Genomic DNA, 24025 nt, shown 5'->3' with positions numbered 1-24025 from the left:
CGACTCGGCGGTACGGAAGAGCCTAGAACGCCTTTGCGCTGGTGGGGAGATCAATTCCGTCATTGCTCTTGGTCGGTCCTTGGCCGGAATCCGGCCGGAAAAGCGGGCGGCTGCGGACGCCCCGGCCGGGCACCCGCAGCCGCCCCTGTGCACTACAGGTACTGACCGGTGTTGGCCACGGTGTCGATGGAGCGTCCGGTGTCCGCGCCCTGCTTTCCGGTGACGAGGGTACGGATGAACACGATCCGCTCGCCCTTCTTTCCGGAGATACGGGCCCAGTCGTCGGGGTTGGTGGTGTTGGGCAGGTCCTCGTTCTCCTTGAACTCGTCCACGCAGGCCTGGAGGAGGTGGGAGACGCGGATGCCCTTCTGGTTGTGGTCGAGGAAGGCCTTGATGGCCATCTTCTTGGCCCGGTCCACGATGTTCTGGATCATGGCGCCGGAGTTGAAGTCCTTGAAGTAGAGGACTTCCTTGTCGCCGTTGGCGTACGTGACTTCCAGGAAGCGGTTCTCCTCGGATTCCGCGTACATCTGCTCGACGACGGACTGGATCATCGCGTGGGCCGCCACGTCCTTGGAGCCGCTGTGCTCGGCCAGGTCGTCCGCGTGCAGCGGGAGGGAGGCCGTGAGGTACTTGGCGAAGATGTCCTTGGCCGCCTCGGCGTCGGGCCGCTCGATCTTGATCTTCACGTCCAGGCGCCCGGGGCGCAGGATGGCCGGGTCGATCATGTCCTCGCGGTTGGAGGCGCCGATGACGATGACGTTCTCCAGGCCCTCCACACCGTCGATCTCGGCGAGCAGCTGCGGGACGATGGTGTTCTCCACGTCCGAGCTGACACCGGATCCGCGGGTGCGGAAGAGGGACTCCATCTCGTCGAAGAAGACGATGACGGGGGTGCCCTCGCTGGCCTTCTCCCGGGCGCGCTGGAAGACCAGGCGGATGTGCCGCTCGGTCTCACCGACGTACTTGTTGAGGAGCTCGGGGCCCTTGATGTTGAGGAAGTAGCTCTTCCCCGCGGGCTGGCCGGTCACCTCGGCGACCTTCTTGGCGAGCGAGTTGGCGACGGCCTTGGCGATGAGCGTCTTGCCGCAGCCGGGCGGCCCGTAGAGCAGGATGCCCTTGGGCGGCCGCAGTTCGTGCTCCTTGAACAGGTCCGGGTAGAGGTAGGGGAGCTCGACCGCGTCGCGGATCATCTCGATCTGGCCGCCGAGTCCGCCGATCTTGTCGTAGTCGACGTCCGGGACCTCTTCGAGGACGAGTTCCTCGACCTCGCTCTTGGGGACCACCTCGTACACGTAGCCGGAGCGGGGTTCGAGCAGGAGGGCGTCGCCGGGGCGGATGGTGATGTCCAGGAGCGGCTCGGCGAGCCTCACCACCCTTTCCTCGTCGGTGTGCCCGACCACCAGGGCTCGCTCGCCGTCCTCCAGGATCTCCTTGAGGGTGACGATGTCCCCGGCGCGCTCGAACTCCATGGCCTCGACCACGTTGAGCGCTTCGTTGAGCATGACTTCCTGGCCGCGCCGGAGCTCGTCGAGCTCGACGCTGGGGCTGACGTTCACCCGGAGCTTGCGGCCCCCGGTGAAGATGTCCGCCGTGCCGTCCTCGTTGGACTGCAGGAAGACACCGAAGCCGGCCGGCGGCTGTGCGAGCCGGTCGACCTCCTCCTTGAGGGCCACGATCTGGTCCCGGGCCTCGCGGAGTGTGTTGGCGAGCCGCTCGTTCTGCGCGGACACGCCCGCCAGGTTGGTCTGCAACTCGACGATCCGCTCTTCGAGAATCCTCGTATGACGCGGAGAGTCGGCGAGCTTGCGTCGCAGGACGGCGATTTCCTGCTCTAGAAAGGCAACCTGGCCGGCTGGGTCCTCAGACCCCCGCCCGGGCCGGATGCCGCGGTTGATGTCGTCGTCGTGGGCTGCCACGGTCCTCACCTCCTCCAAGGGGAGCTGGACGCTTCCTGACCCTACCTGGGCGGGTGGTGATTGAAACCCCTAGATCACAAAGACTGCGGGGTGTGTCCGATCTTCACCCTTGCGCTCTCCCTCACGCCAGGGGAATACCCACCCATCAACATCGGAAAGCGGGCGGTTGTATCGTCGAGTCGGTCAACACCCGTCAGGACTGGTACCGATTGCCCGGGCCGGCCTGTGAGGTGGGGCACACCGCACGACCACAGCACCGCGCAGGAACGGCAGGCGACATGAACGACGCTCTCGAGGTCTGGATCGACCAGGAGCTCTGCACCGGCGACGGGATCTGTGTCCAGTACGCGCCCGAGGTCTTCGAGCTGGACATCGACGGCCTGGCCTACGTGAAGAGCGCCGAGGACGAGCTGTTGCAGGCTCCGGGCGCCGTGACGCCGGTCCCGCTGCCGCTGCTCCAGGACGTCGTCGACTCGGCGAAGGACTGCCCGGGCGACTGCATCCACGTACGCCGGGTTTCGGACAGCGTCGAGGTCTACGGACCGGACGCCGACTGAGACGGTACGTGACGAGTCACCTACGCTCGGTGACGGATCAGATGCTCGGCGCCTCGGACCGGGTGCTGCGGACGAACTTCCCGCCCTGCCAGCGCCACTTGGTCGCTTGCTTCTCGTCGGGGCAGCAGCGCGGCACGTCGGGTGAGGAGTAGCCGAGCAGGGTCGCGGTGACCGCGCCCTCGCGGACCGCGAGGTCGAGGACGGTCAGCTTCTCGCGGGGGTCGGCGAGCGTCGCCACCAGCCGGGGCGGGCCGCCCGGCACGGCGGGCCGCGTCAGGACGTAGACCCCGCTCGGCGGGGTGCCCGAGCCCGCCCGGCAGTGGACGGCCGCCACGGTCTCGGGGCGGCCGTCGCCGTCGAGGTCGCCGGTGGCGCGGGCGGCCACCTGGACGCCCACCGAGCCGCACCGGAGCGGGTAGGCGACGGCCGCCGCGTCGGGGGCCGGGGCCGCCGCCACGCGGGCGCCCGGGGCCCCTGGGGACGCCTTGGCGGTGCCGGGCTGGAGCCAGCCGGCCAGGGCCACGACACCGGCCATCGCGGCGGCCGTGGCCAGCCAGTGCACCGGGCGGGCGTGGGTGTGCGCGAGCTCGGGGACGGCGGCGTTCTGCACGCGGGAGGTCTCCTGTGAGGGGCGGCGCGGGTGGTGGGAGTGGCCAGCATCGTGCCACACGTCACACCCGGGCGGAACAGCGGGGTCGGGGCGGTGCGGGCCGTCCGGTACCGGCGCGGCGCTCACCTGCCCGTACCTCCAACGGAAAAGCGCCGCCGCCGAGTTCCCGGACGGGTCCGGGAACTCGGCGGCGGCGCCGGTGCGTTGGGCCGACGGGTGCGTCAGTCCTTGTTGGGGCCCTCGTAGTCGTCTCCGTACGCGCCCTTGGCGGGGCGGCGGCGGCGCAGCGGGGGCTCGACGCCGTCCGCGAGGCGGCGGGCGGTGACGAGGAAGCCGGTGTGGCCGATCATCCGGTGGTCGGGGCGGACGGCGAGGCCCTCCACGTGCCAGTTGCGGATCATCGACTCCCACGGCTGCGGCTCGGCGAAGCAGCCGATCTCGCGGATCGCCTCGACGGTGCGCGAGAGCTGGGTGGTGGTGGCCACGTAGCAGCAGAGGATGCCGCCGGGCACCAGCGCCTTGGAGACGGCGTCCAGGCACTCCCAGGGGGCCAGCATGTCGAGGATGACGCGGTCGACGTCGGTGTCCGACAGGTTGTCCTGGAGGTCACCCACGGTGAGCTGCCACGCGGGGTGCGGCTCCCCGAAGTAGCGCTCCACGTTCTGCTGGGCGATCTCGGCGAAGTCCGCGCGGCGCTCGTAGGAGTGGAGCATGCCGTGGTCGCCGATGGCGCGCAGCAGGAAGGCGCTGAGCGAGCCGGAGCCCACGCCCGCCTCGACGACGCGCGCGCCGGCGAAGATGTCGGCGAAGGCCAGGATCTGCCCCGCGTCCTTGGGGTAGACCACGGCGGCGCCGCGGGGCATGGACAGGACGTAGTCGGGGAGCAGCGGGCGCAGCGCGAGGTACGCGACGTTCCCGGTGGTACGGACAACACTGCCCTCGGGAGCGCCGATCAGCTCGTCGTGCGGGAAGGAACCCTTGTGGGTGTGGAAGTTCTTCCCGGCTTCGAGCGTGAACGTGTAGTGGCGTCCCTTGGGGTCGGTGAGCTGGACCTGGTCCCCGACCTTGAAGGGCCCGCGACGGCGGGCGGCACCGGTCGGTTCGGACATACGAACAGGGTACCGGCCCTGTTGACCCGCGGGCGCCACGGCCTGCGCGGACCCCGGGGCGGGCGGGACGGCGCCGGCTAGGGAGTGGGCCGCGCCATCGCCGCGACGAAGGCCTTCTCGACGTCGGCGGCCGAGAGCACTCCGTAGATCTCCCCGCTCTCCTCGACCACCAGGTACTCGGTGGCCGGGGTGGCGCGCAGCCGGTCCAGGAGCGGCTCGCCCGCCAGCTCGGCCGGGACGCGCATCCCGTCGGTGAGGTCCTGGGCGAGGCCGCTGACCGCGACCCAGGGGCGGCGGTGTTCCGGTACGCCCACGATGGCGGCCTCGCGGACCAGGCCGGTGGGGTCGCCGTGGCCGTCGACGACGACCAGCGCGCGCGCCCCGGCCTCGTTGGCCCGGCGCAGCGCCTCCGAGAGCGGGGTGGCGGACTCCACGGGGACGGCCCGGCGGGTGAGGTTGCGGGCGCGCAGCTCCGGCAGGTGCTCGCGCAGCCGGGCCATGCGCAGGCTGTTGCCCGCGCCGGTCCAGATGATCGCGGCGAGGATCGCGGCGAGCAGCGCGTCGGTGACGGTGTCCATGCCGTCGACCTCTTCGGGCGCGTTGCCGAGGGCGCCGGTCTGGGTGAGCAGCGGCAGGCCGATGAGGACGGTGACGGCCAGCGCCCGGCCGACCCAGGCGGCGGCGACCGTGCCGCTCATCGGCCTGCCCGTGATCTTCCACACGACGGCGCGGAGCATCCGGCCGCCGTCCAGCGGCAGCCCGGGCAGCAGGTTGAAGCCCGCCACGATCAGGTTGGAGATCATGAGCCCGGCGAGCAGCACACCGGGGACGGTGCCCGGCTCGACGGCCTGCATCCCCACGTAGAAGAGCCCCGACAGGACCAGCGAGAGCAGCGGGCCGACGAAGGCGAGCACGAACTCGCGGCCCGGGGTCTCGGTCTCCTTCTCGATCTCCGAGACACCGCCGAAGAACTGGAGCTGGATGCGCCGCACCGGCAGCCGGAAGCGGAGCGCGGCGACGGTGTGGGCGAGCTCGTGGACCAGCACCGAGGCGTAGAAGGCGACGGCGAAGAAGAGCGAGACGAGGTAGCGGGCGGCCCCGAGCTCGGGCAGCACCCGGTCGAGCTGGCCGCCGAAGACCCAGGTGATCAGGGCGGCGACCAGGAACCAGCTGGGGGCGACGTAGACCGGCACGCCGAAGGGGCGTCCCATGAGAAGTCCGCCGCCCGGCTCCGGTCCACGGGGCGACTTGCCGCTGCCGGGCGCGCCGCCGGGGCCTTCGTCGCCCGCGCCGGACTGCGGCCTCTTGCTGTCGCCGCTCTCGTCCACGGTGTCCCTTCGTCGGTGCTTCTGTCACGATCATGCAGTGTGAGGGGGCTCGTCGTCGATGGTATTCCGCTCGCTGTCAGTGGCGGGCCGTAGGGTCTGTGTCATGGATACGAGCACCCAGGAGGCCGCGCCGGACCGGCGGCCCGTGTCGTTGTCGCCGTCGCGGGCGAACGACTTCATGCAGTGCCCCTTGCTGTACCGGTTCCGGGTGATCGACAAACTCCCCGAGAAGCCGAGCGAGGCGGCGACGCGCGGCACGCTGGTGCACGCGGTGCTGGAGCGCCTCTTCGACGACCCGGCGGCGGAGCGGACCGTTCCGCGGGCGAAGGCGATGATCCCGGGCCAGTGGGACCGGCTCCTGGAGGCGAAGCCCGAGCTGACGGACCTCTTCGCCGAGGACGCGGACGGCGCCCGGCTGACGCAGTGGCTGTCGGAGGCCGAGCGGCTGGTGGAGCGGTGGTTCTCGCTGGAGGACCCCACCCGTCTGGAGCCGGTGGAGCGGGAGTTCTTCGTCGAGACGGAGCTGGAGTCGGGGCTGCGGCTGCGCGGGGTGATCGACCGGGTCGACGTGGCGCCCACCGGCGAGGTGCGGATCGTCGACTACAAGACGGGCAAGGCCCCCCGCCCGCAGTACGCGGAGGGCGCGCTCTTCCAGATGAAGTTCTACGCGCTGGTGGTGTGGCGCTTGAAGAACGTGCTGCCGCGCCGGCTCCAGCTGGTCTACCTGGGCAGCGGCGACGTGCTGACGTACGACCCGGTGGAGGCGGACCTGCACCAGGTGGAGCGGAAGCTGCACGCCCTGTGGGAGGCGATCCGCCAGGCCACCGAGACGGGCGACTGGCGGCCCCGGCCCACCAAGCTGTGCGGCTGGTGCGACCACCAGGCGGTCTGTCCGGAATTCGGGGGGACTCCCCCGGCCTATCCGCTTCCTGTGATTCCGGCCGCGGATCGCGCAGTCTGAGGCAGGCCGGTCCGGACGGTGGGCCGGGCCGTGGGCCGAGCGCCTGCGAGTGGCTCGGCTCCCAGCCGAGGTGGCGCGGGGCGGGCAGGGCAGAATGGACCCGGTCCAGCAATCCTGATGAGGAGTTCCCGTGGCGATCCGCGTCCTACTGGTCGACGACCAGCCGCTGCTGCGCACCGGTTTCCGGATGATCCTGGAGGCCGAGCAGGACATCGCGGTGGTGGGCGAGGCCGGCGACGGTCTCCAGGCCCTCGACCAGGTGCGGGCGCTCCAGCCCGATGTGGTGCTGATGGACATCCGGATGCCGCGGATGGACGGCGTGGAGGCGACCCGGCAGATCAGCGGCCCGGGCAAGGACGGCCCCGCGAAGGTGCTGGTGCTGACCACCTTCGACCTCGACGAGTACGTGGTGGAGGCGCTGAAGGCGGGGGCCAGCGGCTTCCTGCTGAAGGACGCCCCGGCCAACGAGCTGGTGCAGGCGATCCGGGTGGTCGCGGCGGGCGAGGCGATGCTCGCCCCCTCCATCACCCGCCGGCTGCTGGACAAGTACGCGGACCACCTCCCCTCGGGCGAGGAGCCGGTCCCGGACACGCTGCACACGCTGACCGACCGCGAGGTCGAGGTCCTGAAGCTGGTGGCGCGCGGTCTGTCCAACGCGGAGATCGCGGCGGACCTGTTCGTCAGCGAGACGACCGTGAAGACGCACGTGGGCCATGTGCTGACGAAGCTGGGCCTGCGCGACCGCGTCCAGGCGGCGGTGTACGCGTACGAGAGCGGTCTGGTCCGGCCCGGCGCCCAGTAGGGCGGCACGCGGCGGCGGCACGGGCGAAGGGGTGCGGGAATCGATTCCCGCACCCCTTCGGCGTGCTCGGAGCGTTCGGAGCGTTCGGCGCGTCGGCGGCGCCTAGTTCTTGCTGATCTCCCAGAACCGGAAGACCGTCGACGGGTCCAGCGTCCACTCCAGGCCCGCCACGCCCTCGCGGGCCACCGCGTACTGCTTGCCCTGCCACAGCGGCAGGATCGGCAGGTCGGCCGCGACGATGTCCTGGAGGCGGGAGAAGTCGGCCTCGGTGGCCGAGCGGTCCTCGGTGGCGGCGGTGGACGGGATGATCTCGTCCGTGACGGGCTTGCTGACGTAGTGGTTGGCGAGCACGCTGTCCTTGCCGAAGAACGGCGAGGTGAAGTTGTCCGGGTCCGGGTAGTCCGGGATCCAGCCCTTCACGTACACGCCGTACCTGCCCGCCGCGATGTCCTTCTCGTACTGCTTGAACTCGACCGACTTCACGTCGGCCTCGAACAGGCCGCTGGCGTTGAGCTGCTTGGCGATGGCCCGCAGTTCGTCGTCGGTGCCCGGTCCGTAGCGGATGGGCGTCGACCACAGGGTGAGCTTGACCTTGCCGTTGATCCCGGCCTTGTGCAGCACCTGCTTGGCCTTCGCGGGCTGCGGGCTGCCGCCGTACATGTCGAACAGGGCGGTGCTGTGGGCGGTGATGCCGCTCGGGACGATCGAGTAGAGCGGTGTCGCGGTCGACTTGTAGACATCGCGCACCAGCGCCTCGCGGTCGACGAGGTAGGCGACGGCCTTGCGCACGGCGAGCTTGCCGGCGACCGGGTCGTCCATGTTGAAGACCAGGTGCTGGACCTCGGCGCCGGTGCCCTCGACGACCTTGACGCCCTTCTTGTCGGCCACGCTGGAGGCCTGGAGGTCGGCGATGTCCTTGGCGGTGAGACCGCGGTAGGCGAGGTCGATGTCGCCCTGCTTCAGCGCGTCCGCCAGGTCCTTCTGGCGGCCGTGGAAGAGCTTGATGGTCATGCCGGAGTTCTTGACCTTGGCACCGCCCTTGTAGGCGGAGTTCACCGAGAAGCTCGCCTGCTTCTCACCGAAGGCGTCCAGCTTGTAGACGCCCGAGCCGACCGCCTTGCCGTCGGTGCGCAGCTTGTTCGCCGGGTACGCCTGGTGGTCGACGATCGAGCCGGCGCCGGAGGCGATCCTGCTGGGGAAGGTGGCGTCCGGCACCTTGAGGTGGAAGACGACGGTCTGCTCGTCCGGGGTGTCGATCTTTCCCAGGGTGGAGAGCAGCGGGGCGGGCCCGTTGGGGTCGTTGATGCGCAGCACCCGCTCGAACGAGAACTTCACGTCCGCGGAGGTCAGCGCGTGGCCGTTGGTGAACTTCAGCCCCGAGCGCAGGGTGCAGCGGAAGACCTGGGAGCCGCCCTTGTCGAACGCGCACTGCTCGGCCGCCTCGGGCTGCGGGGCGGAGCTTCCCTTGGGGAAGCTGAGCAGCGACTGGAAGACGTTGTTGAACAGCAGCCAGGAGCCCGGGTCGTAGCCGGAGGCCGGGTCGGTGGCCTGGATGTCGTCCGACATCCCCATGACCACCGACTCCCCGTTTCCGGAGGAGGAGCCGTCCTCCGAGCCGCAGCCGCTGAGGAGACCGGTCGCCAGCCCCGCGGCGAGCGGGGCCGTCAGCCATCGGTTCCGTATCTTCACGTGCGAGTGCCTCACAGTCGTTGCTCGGCCGCGGGCCCCGGGGGTCGCCCCCCGGGAGCCGCGGCCTCACCGAAATTGCTTGCCGGCACGGGAGAGTCGCGGCCGGGTCCTGCCTTACTTCACACCGCGGCCCAGCTCCCACAGCTGGAGGTCGGCCGAGGAGTTGAGCGCCCACTCGGTGCCGGTGATGTCGCTGCGGGCGGCGACGTACTGCTTGCCCTGCCACAGCGGCAGCACCGGGACGTCGTTGGCGACGATGTCCTGGATCTTCTCGAACGGCTTGGCGGCCTGGTTGCGGTCGGCCGCGACCCGGGACTCGGGGATCAGGGTGTTGCGGACCTCGACGTTGGAGTACGGCGAGTTGAGGAAGTTGTCGCGGCCGAGGAAGGGCGCGACGTAGTTGTCCGGGTCCGGGAAGTCGGGGAACCAGCCGAGACCGTAGACGGCGTACTCGCCGGCCTTCTGCGCCGGGCGGTACTTGGGCCAGTCGGTCGCCTTGAGCGTGGTGGCGAACAGACCGGTGGCGTTCAGCTGGTCCCGCAGGATCGAGAACTCCTTGGCGGTGCCCGGGCCGTAGTGGTCGCCCGTGTAGTTCAGCGTCAGCTTCACCGGGGTGGAGACGTTCGCGGCCTTCAGGATGCCCGCGGCCTTCTGCTTGCTCGGCTCGCCGTACTTGTTGAAGAACGAGTTGGTGTGCCCGGCGATGGAGGTCGGGATGAGCGAGTAGAGCGGCTCGGCGGTCGCCCCGTACACCTTGGAGGCCAGCGCGCCGCGGTCGACGACGGCGGCCATCGCCTGGCGGACGGCCTTGTTCTTCACCGACGGGTCGTTGGTGTTGAAGCCCAGGTAGCGGATCTCCAGGCCGGGCATCTCGACCAGGTTGACATCCTTGGGCGGGGTGACCGAGTACTTCTGGATCTGCTCCGGCGACATGGAGCGGGTCATCAGGTCGATCTTGCCGGACTCGAGGTCGGCGCCCATGGAGCCGGCGTCGGGGAACGAGCGGAGCTCGACCTTGTCGTGGTTGACCTTCAAGTCGCCCTTGTAGTTGGGGTTCTTGGTGAAGACGGCCTTGACGACCTGGTCGCCCTTGTACTCGGCCTTGAGGGTGTACGGGCCGGAGCCGTCGACCTCGAAGCCGCCGCGCAGCTTCTTCGGCAGGTACTTGTCCTTCTGCACGATCGCGGCGGCGGGCGTCGCGAGCTTGTACGGGAAGGTGGCGTCCGGGGTCTTCAGATGGAAGACGATCTCGTCGTCGCCCTTGGTCTCCATCGTGTCGATGTTGTCGAGCAGCGCGACGGGGCCGTTGCCGTCCTTGATGGTCAGGACGCGCTGGATGGAGTAGTGGACGTCGGCGGCGGTCAGCTTGGAGCCGTCGGCGAACTTCAGGCCGCTGCGCAGCTTGCAGCGGTAGCTCTCGTTCTCCTTGTCGGTGAACGAGCAGCTGGAGGCCGCGTCCGGGACGGGCTCACCGCCGCCGCGCGGCACGTGGACCAGCATCTGCACGGTCTGGCGCAGCACGTTCCAGGCACCGGTGTCATAGGCGTAGGCCGGGTCGAAGGGAGCGGGCGCGTCCTTGGTGACCACGAACTGGTCCGTGGTGCCCACGACGATGGCCTTGCCGCCGTCGCCCCCACTTCCCGCGCCGCCACATGCGGCGAGTACGGGGGCGAGCAGGCCCACTACGGCCGGCAGCACCAAAGTCTTGCGGTTCATCCTGGACGTTCTCCCTATGTGTCCGGCACTGGGGTACAGCGGTGTACGGAAGACTCCGCCGCGGCCGCCCGGTCGGGGCGGGGAGGCGATCGGGCCGGTACGTACGATCGGACCTGCGCGCCCGGCGGCTTGGTGGGTGCCGGGGCAGTTGAGGGTGCGGCGAAGTTCTCGCGACGAGATTAGTGGGCGGGCCGGTAAAGCCCGTACCGGGCCTGCTCCATTCACACGCCACGCAGTGGCCGGAAATAGCGGCCACCGGATATCGCGGCGGTGGAATCTTTCGTACAGGAGATCACCAAACAGGACACAAGGGCACCTCCGGAAGGCCTGGAGACGCCCTTGACGTGGGTCACTGACGGCGGATCAGGTGACGAACGTCACCCCCTTGACAAAGCTTGACAAGGCTTGAGATCACCGTGCCGCCTCGTGAATTCCGGCGCGGAGATGTCACTGCCGACCCCTTGCGGGGTAACGGAAAATGCACGGTCGGATGCGATCAGTTTGCGTCGCATTCAGGCGGCACGCTGTGTGTACGGATCAGTTCATCCGGGTGATCAGCGTACGCAGAAAATGCAGGTCGACCTGTTCGAGGGATTCCACGACGACCCGGCCCTCGGCGGCCTCGATGGGCGCCACGGAGGGCACCGCCACGACCCGGCAGCCGGCCGCCTCGGCGGCGGCCACACCGGTCGCGGTGTCCTCGACGACCGCGCATCTGGTGGGGTCCGCGCCGAGCCCGGCGGCGGCGAAGAGGTACGGCTCGGGATGCGGCTTGGTACGGCCCACCTCGTCCCCGGCGACGGTGAGCGCGAAGTGGCGCGCGCCCAGCGAGTGCAGGACCCGGTCGATGATCCGCCGGTGCGAGGCCGAGACCAGCGCGGTCGGCACCGCGTGCTCGGCCAGCTCGCCCAGCAGCCGGGCCGCCCCGGGCATCAGCGGGACGCCCCCGCCGATGCGCGCCTCGAAGCGGTCGTTGAGCAGCACGGTGAGTTCGGGGACGGTGATGTCGGCGCCGGTGGCCTCGATGAGGAACCCGGCGCTGCGGGTCATCGGGCCGCCCACGACGACCTCGCGCCAGGTCGGCTTGAGCGTGTGGCCGAGCGCGGCGAAGACCTCCACCTCGACGTCCCACCAGAACCCCTCGGTGTCGACCAGGGTGCCGTCCATGTCGAGGAAGACGGCTTCGAGCGCGGAGCCTTGAGCCGAACCGGTTACGGGCGCGGGAACCGTGGTGGTCATCCGGGCACACCTCCTGGAGGGACGAGAAGGCCGGTTCCCGGGGTGGGAACCGGCCTGCGCTGGACCGACCAGTGTACGTCCGGTCGGCGCCGGACGCCCGTGGTGAGGGTCACGTCCCCCTCGGGGCCCGCTGGAGGCGCGCGGAGCGCCTACCGCGCGTTGAAGTACTTCGCCTCCGGGTGGTGGATGACGATGGCGTCCGTGGACTGCTCGGGGTGGAGCTGGAACTCCTCGGAGAGGTGGACGCCGATCCGCTCGGGCTCCAGGAGCTCGGCGATCTTGGCGCGGTCCTCCAGGTCGGGACAGGCCCCGTAGCCGAGCGAGAAGCGCGCGCCGCGGTACTTCAGGGCGAACATGTCCTCCACGTCGGAGGGGTCCTCGCCGGCGAAGCCCAGCTCGGCGCGCACGCGCGCGTGCCAGTACTCGGCCAGGGCCTCGGCCAACTGCACGGACAGGCCGTGCAGTTCGAGGTAGTCGCGGTAGGAGTTGGCCGCGAACAGCTCGGCCGTGGCCTCGCCGATCTTCGAGCCGACCGTGACCACCTGGAACCCGACCACGTCGGTCTCGCCGGAGTCCTCCGGCCGGAAGAAGTCCGCCAGGCACAGCCGGCGGCCCCGGCGCTGGCGCGGGAAGGTGAAGCGCGTGCGCTCCGAGCCGTCCTCGTTGAGGATGATCAGGTCGTCGCCCTTGGAGACGCACGGGAAGTAGCCGTGGACGACGGCCGCCTCCAGCAGGTTCCTGGTGTGCAGCTGCTCCAGCCAGCCGCGCAGCCGCGGCCGTCCCTCGCTCTCCACCAGCTCCTCGTAGCTCGGCCCGTCGCCGGCCCGGTTCTGCTTGAGGCCCCACTGGCCCTTGAAGAGCGCCCCCTCGTCCAGCCAGGAGGCGTACTCCTTGAGGCCGATGCCCTTGATCACCCGGGTGCCCCAGAACGGCGGCTCGGGGACGGGGTTGTCGACGGCGACGTCCGAGCGGACCGAGCCCTCGGGCTCCTCCGGCTCGGGCAGCGCGGTCGCCCGCCTGGCCACCCGGCGCTGCTTGAGCTCGGGCAGGGCCGCGCCCGGTACGCCGCGCTTCACCGCGATCAGCGCGTCCATCAGGCGCAGGCCCTCGAAGGCGTCGCGGGCGTAGCGGACCTCGCCCTCGTAGATCTCGTGCAGGTCCTGCTCGACGTACGCGCGCGTGAGGGCGGCACCGCCCAGGATCACCGGGTAGTCGGCCGCCATCTTGCGCTGGTTGAGCTCCTCCAGGTTCTCCTTCATGATCACGGTGGACTTCACCAGGAGACCGGACATGCCGATGACGTCGGCCCGGTGCTCCTCGGCGGCCTCCAGGATCGCGGAGACGGGCTGCTTGATGCCGAGGTTGACGACGTTGTAGCCGTTGTTGGACAGGATGATGTCGACGAGGTTCTTGCCGATGTCGTGGACGTCGCCGCGCACGGTGGCCAGCACGATGGTGCCCTTGCCCTCCGCGTCCGACTTCTCCATGTGCGGCTCCAGATGGGCCACGGCGCTCTTCATCACCTCGGCGGACTGCAGGACGAACGGCAGCTGCATCTGGCCGGAGCCGAAGAGCTCGCCGACGACCTTCATGCCCTCCAGGAGGGTGTCGTTGACGATGTCGAGCGCCGGGCGGGTCAGCAGCGCCTCGTCGAGGTCGGCCTCCAGGCCGTTCTTCTCGCCGTCGATGATCCGGCGCTTGAGGCGCTCCTCCAGCGGCAGGGCGAGCAGCTCCTCGGCCTTGCCCGCCTTCATCGACTTGGTGCTGACGCCCTCGAAGAGCTCCATGAGCCGCTGGAGCGGGTCGTAGCCCTCGGAACGCCGGTCGTGGATGAGGTCGAGGGCGACCTTGACCTGCTCCTCCTCCAGGCGCGCGATCGGCAGGATCTTGGAGGCGTGCACGATCGCGGAGTCCAGGCCCGCCTTGACGCACTCGTCCAGGAACACCGAGTTCAGGACGACCCGGGCGGCCGGGTTGAGGCCGAAGGAGATGTTGGACAGGCCGAGCGTGGTCTGGACGTCCGGGTGGCGGCGCTTGAGTTCGCGGATGGCCTCGATGGTGGCGATGCCGTCCTTGCGGGACTCCTCCTGGCCGGTGCAGATGGTGAAGGTGAGGCAGTCGATGAGGATGTCCGACTCATGGACGCCCCAGGTGCCGGTGAGGTCGTTGATGAGCCGCTCGGCGATGGCGACCTTGTGCTCGACGGTACGGGCCTGGCCCTCCTCGTCGATGGTGAGGGCGATCAGCGCCGCGCCGTGCTCCACGGCCAGCTCGGTGACCTTGGCGAACCGCGAGTCGGGGCCGTCGCCGTCCTCGTAGTTGACGGAGTTGATGACCGCGCGGCCGCCGAGCTTCTCCAGACCGGCCCGCAGGACGTTCACCTCGGTGGAGTCGAGGACGATCGGCAGGGTGGAGGCGGTGGCAAAGCGGCCGGCCAGCTCCTCCATGTCGGCGACGCCGTCGCGGCCCACGTAGTCGACGCAGAGGTCGAGCATGTGGGCGCCCTCGCGGATCTGGTCGCGGGCCATCTCCACGCAGTCGTCCCAGCGGCCCTCCAGCATGGCCTCGCGGAACTTCTTGGAACCGTTGGCGTTGGTGCGCTCGCCGATGGCCAGGTACGAGGTGTCCTGGCGGAACGGCACGCTCTGGTAGAGCGAGGCGGCACCCGGCTCGGGACGCGGACTGCGCTCGGTCGGGGCCACGCCCCGGACCCGCTCGACGACCTGGCGCAGATGCTCGGGCGTGGTGCCGCAGCAGCCGCCGACCAGGGAGAGGCCGTACTCCCGGACGAAGGTCTCCTGGGCGTCGGCGAGCTCCGGCGCGGAGAGCGGGTAGTGGGCGCCGTCCTTGCCGAGGACGGGCAGTCCGGCGTTGGGCATGCAGGACAGCGGCACCCGGGAGTGGCGGGCGAGATAGCGCAGGTGCTCGCTCATCTCAGCGGGGCCGGTGGCGCAGTTCAGGCCGATCATGTCGATGCCGAGCGGCTCCAGGGCGGTGAGCGCCGCGCCGATCTCGGAGCCGAGCAGCATGGTGCCGGTCGTCTCGACGGTGACCGAGCAGATGATCGGGACGCGGTAGCCGGCGGTGTCCAGGGCGCGCTGGGCGCCGAGGACGGCGGCCTTGGTCTGGAGCAGGTCCTGGGTGGTCTCCACCAGGAGCGCGTCGGCGCCGCCCGCGAGCATGCCCTCGGCGTTGCGCTGGTAGGCGTCGCGCAGGGTGGTGTACGGGGCGTGGCCGAGGGTGGGGAGCTTGGTGCCGGGGCCCATGGAGCCGAGCACCCAGCGCTGCTGCCCGGTGGAGGCGGTGAACGCGTCGGCCGCCTCGCGGGCGATCCGGGCGCCGGCCTCGGACAGCTCGTACACGCGCTCGGGGATGTCGTACTCGCCGAGGGCGGAGAAGTTGGCGCCGAAGGTGTTGGTCTCCACGCAGTCGACGCCGACGGCGAAGTACTCCTCGTGCACCGAGCGCACGATGTCGGGCCGGGTGATGTTGAGGATCTCGTTGCAGCCCTCGAGGTCCTGGAAGTCCTCCAGGGTCGGGTCCTGGGCCTGGAGCATGGTGCCCATGGCTCCGTCGGCCACCACCACGCGGGTGGCGAGCGCTTCGCGGAGCGCGTCGGCGCGGGTCCGGCTGTCGGCGGAAGGGGTCGGCAACGAGGCCATGGATGTGCTCCCTGGAGTGCGACGGCTGTCGGCTTTGCGGCGTCCAAGGGGAGGCCGCACCCGGTCAGGGTAACCGGGCAACCCCCCCATGGGCACAGGTGTCCCACGGGGCGGACGGCACAGGGGGCCGGCCGGGTGACGGCCGGATGGCCGGGGTGCGGCGCGTGTCCGAACCGGCCGGATGGCGGCGGGGAGCGTCCATCACGGTGACACGGGGTCGGCAACGGCCGATACTGTTCAGCATTGTCGAACTCCATGTTCCGAAGGTGGGAGGAAGCGCGATGGCGCGGAACATCCAGTCGCTCGAACGGGCGGCCGCCATGCTGCGGCTGCTCGCGGGCGGCGAGCGGCGGCTCGGCCTGTCCGAGGTGGCCTCCGCGCTCGGCCTGGCCAAGGGCACCGCGCACGGCATCCTGCGCACGCTCCAGGCGGAGGGGTTCGTCGAGCAGGACCCGGCCTCGGGCCGCTACCAGCTCGGCGCCGAGCTGCTGCGCCTGGGCAACAGCTATCTGGACGTCCACGAGCTGCGGGCACGGGCCCTGGTGTGGACGGACGACCTGGCGCGCTCCAGCGGCGAGAGCGTCTACGTGGGCGTCCTGCACCAGCAGGGCGTGCTGATCATGCACCACGTCTTCCGGCCCGACGACAGCCGTCAGGTCCTGGAGGTCGGGGCGATGCAGCCGCTGCACTCCACCGCGCTCGGCAAGGTGCTCTCCGCGTTCGACCCCGTGGCGCACACCGAGGCCGTGGAGTGCGAGCGGACGGCGTTCACGCCCCGCACGGTGACCGAGCCGGACCGCTTCGAGGAGCTGCTCGACCTGATCCGCGCGCGCGGCTGGGCCGGCGACACGGAGGAGACCTGGGACGGGGTGGCCTCGGTGGCCGCGCCCATCTTCGACCGGCGCCGGATGCCGGTGGGCGCGGTGGGGGTGACCGGGGCCGTGGAGCGTGTGTGCGCGGACGGCGAGATCCGTTCCGACCTGGTGGCGGCGGTGCGCGACTGCGCCCGCTCGGTCTCGCGCGATCTGGGCGCCGGCCGCTTCTGAGCGTCTGACCAGCCGCTTCCGGCCCCGCTCTGATCGTTTCCGAGCCTGGCCGGAAGTTTTCGATCAATGTGGCTGAAAGATACCTACTGGTAACGATCGGGATACCGGCCACAGAACCCTTGACGACGACTTCACCCCGGGGCAAAACTGCCGTTCATCGGTCGGCATTGTCGAACACCTAACGGCAATACGAGTTAGAGTGTGACAACGCCAAGGGCCGTCAAGCCCTCGACGTGAGGGCGCGGATCTCCGGAGGGACCCGGGATCCGCCTTCCCCTGGACGAAGGACAAAGGAGTCGCGGGTGTCCAGCTCCGACATCTTCACCGGCGAGATCATCGGTACCGCCGTTCTCATCCTGCTCGGCGGTGGCGTCTGCGCCGCCGTCACGCTGAAGAGCTCCAAGGCACGCAACGCGGGCTGGCTGGCCATCACCTTCGGGTGGGGCTTCGCGGTGCTCACCGGCGCCTACATCTCCGCCCCGCTCTCGGGTGCGCACCTCAACCCGGCGGTGACGCTCGGCCTCGCGATCGAGGGCGGCACCGAGTGGAGCGACGTGCCCACCTACCTCGCGGGACAGCTGCTCGGCGCCATGATCGGCGCCACCCTGGTCTGGCTCGCCTACTACGGCCAGTTCCAGGCGCACCTGACCGACCCGGAGATCGTCGGCGACCCTGCCGACCAGGCGATCGAGGGGCCGCACGACGCCGGCGTCTCGCACGCCGGCCCGGTGCTCGGCATCTTCTCCACCGGCCCCGAGATCCGCAACGCGATACAGAACCTCACCACCGAGATCATCGGCACCGCCGTGCTGGTCCTGGCCATCCTGACCCAGGGCCTGAACGGCGACGGCAAGGGCCTCGGCGTCATCGGCGTACTGATCACCTCGCTGGTCGTCGTCGGCCTCGGCCTCTCGCTCGGCGGCCCCACCGGCTACGCCATCAACCCGTTCCGCGACCTGGGCCCGCGCATCGTGCACGCGCTGCTGCCGCTGCCCAACAAGGGCGGTTCGGACTGGGGCTACGCCTGGGTGCCCGTCGTCGGCCCGCTGGCCGGTGCCGCCCTCGCGGGCGGCCTGTACAACCTCGCGTTCGCCTGAGCCGTACAGCGTTGAGAAGCCGTAGAGACCTTCAGACCTCCAGGAGAACTCCGTGAGCGACACCCACACCACCGCCTCGCACGGCCACGGCCCGTTCATCGCGGCCATCGACCAGGGCACCACCTCCTCCCGCTGCATCGTCTTCGACAAGGACGGCCGGATCGTCTCGGTCGACCAGAAGGAGCACGAGCAGATCTTCCCGAAGCCGGGCTGGGTCGAGCACGACGCCGCCGAGATCTGGACCAACGTCCAGGAAGTCGTGGCGGGCGCCATCGACAAGGCGGGCATCACCGCCGCCGACGTCAAGGCGATCGGCATCACCAACCAGCGCGAGACCACGCTGCTGTGGGACAAGAACACCGGCGAGCCCGTGCACAACGCGCTCGTGTGGCAGGACACCCGCACCGACGCGCTCTGTCGCGAGCTCGGCCGCAACGTGGGCCAGGACCGCTTCCGCCGCCAGACCGGCCTGCCGCTCGCCTCGTACTTCGCCGGCCCCAAGGTGCGCTGGCTGCTCGACAACGTCGAGGGCCTGCGCGAGCGCGCCGAGCGCGGCGACATCCTCTTCGGCACCATGGACTCCTGGGTCATCTGGAACCTGACCGGCGGCACCGACGGCGGTGTGCACGTCACGGACGTCACCAACGCCTCGCGCACGCTGCTCATGAACCTCCACGAGATGGCGTGGGACGAGAAGATCCTCGCGTCCATGGACATCCCGGCGGCCGTGCTGCCCGAGATCCGCTCCTCCGCCGAGGTGTACGGCCACGCCAAGGGCGGCGTCCTGGACGGCGTCCCGGTCGCCTCCGCGCTCGGCGACCAGCAGGCGGCCCTGTTCGGCCAGACCTGCTTCTCCGAGGGCGAGGCCAAGTCCACCTACGGCACCGGCACCTTCATGCTGATGAACACCGGTGACAAGCCCGTCAACTCCTACAACGGCCTGCTGACCACCGTCGGCTACCAGATCGGCGAGCAGAAGCCGGTCTACGCCCTGGAGGGCTCCATCGCCGTCACCGGTTCGCTGGTGCAGTGGATGCGCGACCAGATGGGCATGATCAAGACGGCCGCGGAGATCGAGACCCTGGCCTCCTCCGTCGAGGACAACGGCGGCGCCTACTTCGTGCCGGCCTTCTCCGGCCTGTTCGCCCCGTACTGGCGCCCCGACGCCCGCGGTGTGATCGCCGGTCTCACCCGGTACGTCACCAAGGCGCACATCGCGCGCGCCGTCCTTGAGGCCACCGCCTGGCAGACCCGCGAGATCAGCGACGCCATGACCAAGGACTCCGGCGTCGAGCTGACCGCGCTCAAGGTCGACGGCGGCATGACCTCCAACAACCTGCTGATGCAGACCCTCTCGGACTTCCTGGACGCGCCCGTGGTGCGTCCGATGGTCGCCGAGACCACCTGCCTCGGCGCCGCCTACGCCGCCGGCCTCGCCGTCGGCTTCTGGCCGGACACCGACGCGCTGCGCGCCAACTGGCGCCGCGCGGCGGAATGGACCCCTCGCATGGACGCCGACCAGCGTGACAGCGAGTACAAGAACTGGCTCAAGGCCGTCGAGCGGACCATGGGCTGGATCGAGGACGAGGAGTAGATCGACCATGACCACCACGCAGAGCGTCCCTGCCCTGGGGACGCACCCGGCCTCCGGCTCCACCCAGAGCCGCGCCGAAACTCGGGAGCAGCTTTCCAAGGCGACATACGACCTCCTGGTGATCGGCGGCGGCATCCTGGGCATCTCCACCGCCTGGCACGCCGCGCAGTCCGGGCTGCGGGTGGCCCTGGTGGACGCCGGCGACTTCGCCGGCGCCACCTCCTCGGCCTCCTCCAAGCTCCTGCACGGCGGTCTGCGCTACTTGCAGACCGGCGCCGTGAAGCTGGTGGCCGAGAACCACTTCGAGCGGCGTGCGGTGTCGCGTCAGGTGGCACCGCACCTCGCCAACCCGCTCACCTTCTACCTGCCCGTCTACAAGGGCGGCCCGCACGGCGCGGCCAAGCTCGGCGCCGGTGTCTTCGCCTACTCGGCGCTCTCAGCGTTCGGTGACGGCGTCGGCCACCTGCTCTCGCCCTCCAAGGCCGCGCAGGACGTGCCGGAGCTGCGCACGGACAACCTGAAGGCCGTGGCCGTGTACGGCGACGACCAGATGAACGACGCGCGCATGGCCCTGATGACGGTCCGCGCCGCGGTGGACGCGGGCGCCGCGGTGCTCAACCACGCCGAGGTCACCGGCCTGCGCTTCACCCGGGGCCGGGTCACCGGCGCCGAGCTGCGCGACCGCCTCTCGGGCGACGAGTTCGGCATCGACGCCCGGCTGGTGCTCAACGCGACCGGCCCCTGGGTCGACCACCTGCGCAGGATGGAGAACCCGGACGCGGCCCCCTCCATCCGCCTGTCCAAGGGCGCGCACCTGGTCCTCAAGCGCACCTCCCCCTGGAAGGCCGCGCTGGCGACCCCGATCGACAAGTACCGCATCACCTTCGCGCTGCCGTGGGAGGACATGCTCCTGCTCGGCACCACGGACGAGGAGTTCGAGGGCGACCCGGCGGACGTGGCGGTCACCGAGAAGGACACCGCCCAGATCCTGGACGAGGCCGCGTTCTCCATCCGCGACCAGCAGCTCTCGCGCGATCTGATCACGTACTCCTTCGCCGGTCTGCGGGTCCTGCCGGGCGGTCCCGGCGACACCTCCAAGGCCAAGCGCGAGACGGTCGTCACCGAGGGCCGCGGCGGCATGCTGTCGGTCGCCGGCGGCAAGTGGACGACGTTCCGCCACATCGGCCGTACGGTGATGAAGAAGCTGGAGCAGCTGCCCGGCCGCCCGCTCGGTGATGACTTCGAGCCCATCTCCGAACTGCCCGGCAAGCTGCCGCTGCCCGGTATAGCCAACCCGCGCGCCGTCGCCCACCGCCTGATGGTGGACGGCCCGGCGCCCGGCCCGCGCATGGCGGCCGACACCGCCAAGCACCTCGCCACGCACTACGGCTCGCTCTCCTTCGACATCGCGCGCCTGGCCAACGAGGACGCGGCGCTGGCCGAGCGGATCCACCCGGACGCGCCGGAGATCTGGGCGCAGGTCGTCTACGCGCGTGACCACGAGTGGGCCGAGACGGCCGACGACGTGCTGCGCCGCCGCACCACGCTGACGATCCGGGGCCTGGCCACGGACGAGATCCGCGGCAAGGTCGACGACCTGCTCGGCAAGAAGGACTGACGTACGGTCGCATCCGCTGAGCCGGACGGAAGGGGCGGTTCCCACGAGGGAGCCGCCCCTTCCGTCTGCTCGCCCGTGTGCCGGCGGGGATCGGGAACGCATAATGGGGGCCGATTCATCGGATGTATGGAGGTCGCCGTATGGCAGTCACCGACGAGGCCATCGAGAAGATCAAGGAAATGATCGTCTCCGGTGCGCTGCGCCCGGGCGACCGGCTGCCCAAGGAGACCGAACTCGCCGCCGAGCTGGGCCTGTCGAGGAACTCCCTGCGCGAGGCCGTCCGCGCGCTCTCCCTGATCCGCATCCTCGACGTGCGTCAGGGCGACGGTACGTATGTGACCAGCCTCGATCCGCAGTTGCTGCTGGAGGCGATGAGCTTCGTCGTGGACTTCCACCGGGACGACACCGTGCTGGAGTTCCTGGCGGTGCGGCGGATCCTGGAGCCGGCGGCCACCGCGATGGCGGCGGCCCGGATCGAGGACGCGGAACTGGACGCGCTGGCGGCCCAGTTGGACGCGCTCGGCCCGCAGCCGTCGGTGGAGGAGCTGGTCGCCTGCGACCTGGAGTTCCACCGGCGGATCGTGCGCGGCGCGGGGAACGCGGTGCTCTGCTCCCTCCTGGACGGCCTCTCGGGCCCCACCACCCGGGCCCGGGTGTGGCGCGGGCTGACCCAGGAGGACGCGGTGGCCCGTACCCTCCACGAGCACCGGGCCATCCTCGCGGCCCTGCGCGACCGGGACGCGGAGGCCGCGAGGTCGTGGGCGACGGTGCACATCGCGAGCGTGGAGCAGTGGCTCAGGTCGACGCTCTGAGCCGGGCTCTCAGTCCTGCTTCTCGCCGCTGGCGAACCGTGAGATCACCAGCGCCACGATGATGATCGCCCCGTTCAGGAACTGGTTCCACAGCGCCGGAACCCCGCCGAGCGTCATCACGTTGACGACGAGTTGCAGCGTCAGGACCCCCGTGAGCGCCCCGAAGAGCGTGCCGCGCCCGCCCTTCAGGCTGATCCCGCCGTGGTCGGCTCCTCGATCCAGTACGGGGCGTACGGGGCGAGCGCGGCCATCCAGCGCAGCGCGTCCGGCACGTCCCAGCGCTGGTTGGCGTCGACGGCGATGCGGATGCCGGGCCCGACGGCCGCGCGGGCCAGCCGCAGGCGCCGTACGTCGTCGTCGAGGTCGGCGCCGACCTTCAGCTTGATCTGCGCGAAGCCGTCCGCGACCGCCTCCTTGGCCAGCCGGACCAGCTTGGCGTCGTCGTAGCCGAGCCAGCCGGGCGAGGTGGTGTACGCGGGATAGCCCTCGGCGCGCAGCAGCCGGGCCCGTTCGGCGCGGCCCGGTTCGGCGGCGCGCAGCAGGTCCAGGGCCTCCCGGCGGGTCAGGACGTCGGTGAGGTAGCGGAAGTCGACGAGGGAGACCAGTTCCGAGCCGTGGCCCTCGGTACGGGCGGGGCCGTCGGTGCGCAGCACCACATAGGCGGCCGAGTAGTCCGGGTCGGGGTTCATCGCGTCGGAGCCGTCGAGCCGCTCCGAGGTGGGGAAGCGGATGTCGTGGACGTCGAACCCGGTGACACTCGGTCTCATGCATGCTCCCTGTGGCTGAGTCCCGACGGAAGAACGCTTGCGACGAACTCCTGCTCGACCATCCGGCCCCGCTCGGTCATCCGATGTATGGGGATGTATAGCGCCGCCCGGACCCCGAGGTCCAGGGGTGGGACGGAGATTTCCGCTTCACAGCTCGGATGAATCGCGGCGGAGATCGTCCTGTGCCCCGGCTTTCGCGCCTTCATGCGCGGATCACTCCGGCGGGGAGCGAGCCGTGCACGGGGGCTGCGGCGGGGTAGTGCTGAAGCCGTAAGGTTGGGGCGTACGCAAGAGAACTTCGGAGGGAGGCACTGGGTGATCGAGCTGGAGGGAGTTCCCGAGCTGGTCGACCCGGTCATGATCGCCGCGTTCGAGGGCTGGAACGACGCGGGCGACTCCGCCTCCTCAGCCGTCGCTCACCTGGAGCGCGAGTGGAAGGGCGAGGTCTTCGCCGCCCTCGACGCCGAGGACTACTACGACTTCCAGGTCAACCGGCCCACGGTGTTCCTAGAGGGCGGGGTCCGCCGGATCACCTGGCCCACCACACGGCTCTCGGTCGTCCGGGTCGGCGGCGACAAGCCGCGCGACCTGGTGCTGGTGCGCGGGATCGAACCGTCCATGCGCTGGCGCTCGTTCTGTAACGAGATCCTCGGCTTCGCGCACGAGCTGGGCGTGGAGATGGTGGTGATCCTGGGCGCGCTGCTCGGGGACACCCCGCACACCCGTCCGGTGCCGGTCAGCGGGGTCACCTCCGACCCCGACCTGGCCCGCACGATGGACCTGGAGGAGACCCGGTACGAGGGCCCGACCGGCATCGTCGGCATCCTCCAGGAGGCCTGCACCCACGCGGGCGTCCCGGCGGTCAGCCTCTGGGCCGCGGTGCCCCACTACGTGTCGCAGCCGCCCAACCCCAAGGCCACCCTCGCCCTCCTCAACCGGCTCGAAGACCTCATCGACCTGCGCATCCCGCTGGGCGAGCTGGCCGAGGACGCCCGCGCGTGGCAGCTCGGGGTGGACCAGCTGGCGGCCGAGGACAGCGAAGTGGCCGAGTACGTCCAGACGCTGGAGGAGGCGCGGGACACCGCGGACCTGCCCGAGGCGTCCGGCGAGGCGATCGCCCGCGAGTTCGAGCGGTATCTGCGCCGCCGCGACGGCGGCCCCGGACCCGGTGGCCCGGTGGCGGGCGGGCACGCCACGGACGGCGGCGAGTCCACGTCGTATCTGCGCGACACCAGTAGCGGCCGCACCCGGCCGCCGAAGCCGCCGCGCGAGGACCCGGACGAGCCGGGCGAGGGCGAGTCGTCGGAGGGCTGAGCGGCCGGGCGGTGAACACCCGGAGCCCGCGGGGCAGTTCCGGGGAGTCGCGGGCACGACGAAGGCGCCGGGCGGGGCTGATGCCCCGCCCGGCGGATCTTTCTGGGGGAGGGGGTGCACCGTGAAACCCAAAAAAGGTTTCGAAGGGCGGGGGGAAACGAAAGGGTCGGCGTCGTCCGTGCCGC

General features: G+C 70.4%; 17 protein-coding genes and 2 pseudogenes. 9 read left to right on the top strand and 10 right to left on the bottom strand.

Features of this window, described 5'->3' with window-relative positions:
- Positions 1-152: 152 nt before the first annotated feature.
- Positions 153-1919 carry a proteasome ATPase gene (gene arc / locus AC069K_RS13580; protein ID WP_358832835.1) on the bottom strand — a complete coding sequence of 589 codons (1767 nt, stop codon included), beginning with the start codon at positions 1917-1919 and terminating at the stop codon, positions 153-155.
- Between the two features lie 278 nt (positions 1920-2197).
- Between arc and AC069K_RS13575 the strand changes: the two genes are divergently transcribed.
- A complete protein-coding gene (locus AC069K_RS13575) occupies positions 2198-2476 on the top strand; it encodes a ferredoxin (protein WP_358832836.1) in 279 nt (92 codons plus the stop codon).
- A 37-nt stretch (positions 2477-2513) separates the two neighbouring features.
- On the opposite strand, the gene AC069K_RS13570 is transcribed toward AC069K_RS13575, so the two are convergent.
- The 3 genes from AC069K_RS13570 to AC069K_RS13560 all read right to left on the bottom strand — a co-directional run bounded on the left by AC069K_RS13570 (position 2514) and on the right by AC069K_RS13560 (position 5523).
- Positions 2514-3086: a hypothetical protein gene (locus AC069K_RS13570; RefSeq protein WP_478615480.1), complete on the bottom strand. Its 573-nt coding sequence runs from the start codon at positions 3084-3086 to the stop codon at positions 2514-2516.
- Positions 3087-3307: 221 nt separating this feature from the next.
- The gene (locus AC069K_RS13565; protein WP_067156039.1) at positions 3308-4195 is read right to left on the bottom strand and encodes a tRNA (adenine-N1)-methyltransferase; all 888 of its coding nucleotides are present in this window, start codon (positions 4193-4195) and stop codon (positions 3308-3310) included.
- A gap of 77 nt (positions 4196-4272) precedes the next feature.
- Positions 4273-5523 (bottom strand): site-2 protease family protein, encoded by a 1251-nt coding sequence (locus tag AC069K_RS13560; RefSeq protein WP_358832838.1) that lies wholly within the window; start codon positions 5521-5523, stop codon positions 4273-4275.
- Positions 5524-5626: 103 nt separating this feature from the next.
- Here AC069K_RS13560 and AC069K_RS13555 point away from each other — a divergent pair, with 103 nt between their 5' ends.
- Together AC069K_RS13555 and AC069K_RS13550 are read left to right on the top strand one after the other, a co-directional pair.
- A complete protein-coding gene (locus AC069K_RS13555) occupies positions 5627-6484 on the top strand; it encodes a RecB family exonuclease (RefSeq protein ID WP_358832839.1) in 858 nt (285 codons plus the stop codon).
- 130 nt (positions 6485-6614) lie between these two features.
- A complete protein-coding gene (locus AC069K_RS13550) occupies positions 6615-7286 on the top strand; it encodes a response regulator (protein ID WP_053723497.1) in 672 nt (223 codons plus the stop codon).
- Between the two features lie 102 nt (positions 7287-7388).
- On the opposite strand, the gene AC069K_RS13545 is transcribed toward AC069K_RS13550, so the two are convergent.
- From AC069K_RS13545 to metH, 4 genes are all read right to left on the bottom strand, one after another.
- Entirely contained in the window at positions 7389-8975 is a 1587-nt protein-coding gene (locus AC069K_RS13545) for an ABC transporter substrate-binding protein (protein WP_478615474.1), read from the bottom strand.
- A gap of 114 nt (positions 8976-9089) precedes the next feature.
- Entirely contained in the window at positions 9090-10691 is a 1602-nt protein-coding gene (locus tag AC069K_RS13540; RefSeq protein WP_478615471.1) for an ABC transporter substrate-binding protein, read from the bottom strand.
- A 537-nt stretch (positions 10692-11228) separates the two neighbouring features.
- Complete coding sequence (locus AC069K_RS13535) at positions 11229-11930, bottom strand: HAD family hydrolase (protein WP_358832842.1); 702 nt, start codon at positions 11928-11930, stop codon at positions 11229-11231.
- Between the two features lie 149 nt (positions 11931-12079).
- Entirely contained in the window at positions 12080-15592 is a 3513-nt protein-coding gene (metH, locus tag AC069K_RS13530) for a methionine synthase (protein ID WP_478615468.1), read from the bottom strand.
- 281 nt (positions 15593-15873) lie between these two features.
- On the opposite strand from metH, the gene AC069K_RS13525 reads away from it, so the two are divergent.
- The 5 genes from AC069K_RS13525 (at position 15874) to AC069K_RS13505 (ending at position 21759) form a co-directional block, all read left to right on the top strand.
- Positions 15874-16638, top strand: coding sequence for an IclR family transcriptional regulator (locus AC069K_RS13525; RefSeq protein ID WP_358832844.1), 765 nt, complete (start codon positions 15874-15876; stop codon positions 16636-16638).
- 302 nt (positions 16639-16940) lie between these two features.
- Positions 16941-17735 carry an MIP/aquaporin family protein gene (locus tag AC069K_RS13520; protein WP_358832845.1) on the top strand — a complete coding sequence of 265 codons (795 nt, stop codon included), beginning with the start codon at positions 16941-16943 and terminating at the stop codon, positions 17733-17735.
- 52 nt (positions 17736-17787) lie between these two features.
- Complete coding sequence (gene glpK / locus AC069K_RS13515; protein ID WP_365110406.1) at positions 17788-19329, top strand: glycerol kinase GlpK; 1542 nt, start codon at positions 17788-17790, stop codon at positions 19327-19329.
- Positions 19330-19336: 7 nt separating this feature from the next.
- Positions 19337-20947 (top strand): glycerol-3-phosphate dehydrogenase/oxidase, encoded by a 1611-nt coding sequence (locus AC069K_RS13510; protein WP_358832847.1) that lies wholly within the window; start codon positions 19337-19339, stop codon positions 20945-20947.
- Between the two features lie 140 nt (positions 20948-21087).
- Positions 21088-21759 carry a FadR/GntR family transcriptional regulator gene (locus AC069K_RS13505; RefSeq protein WP_478615462.1) on the top strand — a complete coding sequence of 224 codons (672 nt, stop codon included), beginning with the start codon at positions 21088-21090 and terminating at the stop codon, positions 21757-21759.
- A gap of 9 nt (positions 21760-21768) precedes the next feature.
- Here AC069K_RS13505 and AC069K_RS13500 read toward each other — a convergent pair.
- Both AC069K_RS13500 and AC069K_RS13495 read right to left on the bottom strand, forming a co-directional pair.
- A pseudogene (locus AC069K_RS13500) lies at positions 21769-21960 on the bottom strand (ABC transporter permease); the annotation flags it as partial.
- Positions 21960-22526: pseudogene (locus AC069K_RS13495) on the bottom strand (enolase C-terminal domain-like protein); the annotation flags it as partial. The pseudogenes AC069K_RS13495 and AC069K_RS13500, both read right to left, overlap by 1 nt.
- A 315-nt stretch (positions 22527-22841) precedes the next feature.
- Between AC069K_RS13495 and AC069K_RS13490 the strand changes: the two are divergent.
- Positions 22842-23840 carry a PAC2 family protein gene (locus tag AC069K_RS13490; RefSeq protein ID WP_358832849.1) on the top strand — a complete coding sequence of 333 codons (999 nt, stop codon included), beginning with the start codon at positions 22842-22844 and terminating at the stop codon, positions 23838-23840.
- The last annotated feature ends 185 nt before the right edge of the window (positions 23841-24025 follow it).

Source organism: Streptomyces sp. NPDC043908 (genome assembly GCF_056435525.1).
Note: the sequence above shows the minus strand (reverse complement) of the source record. Positions and strands in the feature narration are given on the sequence as shown.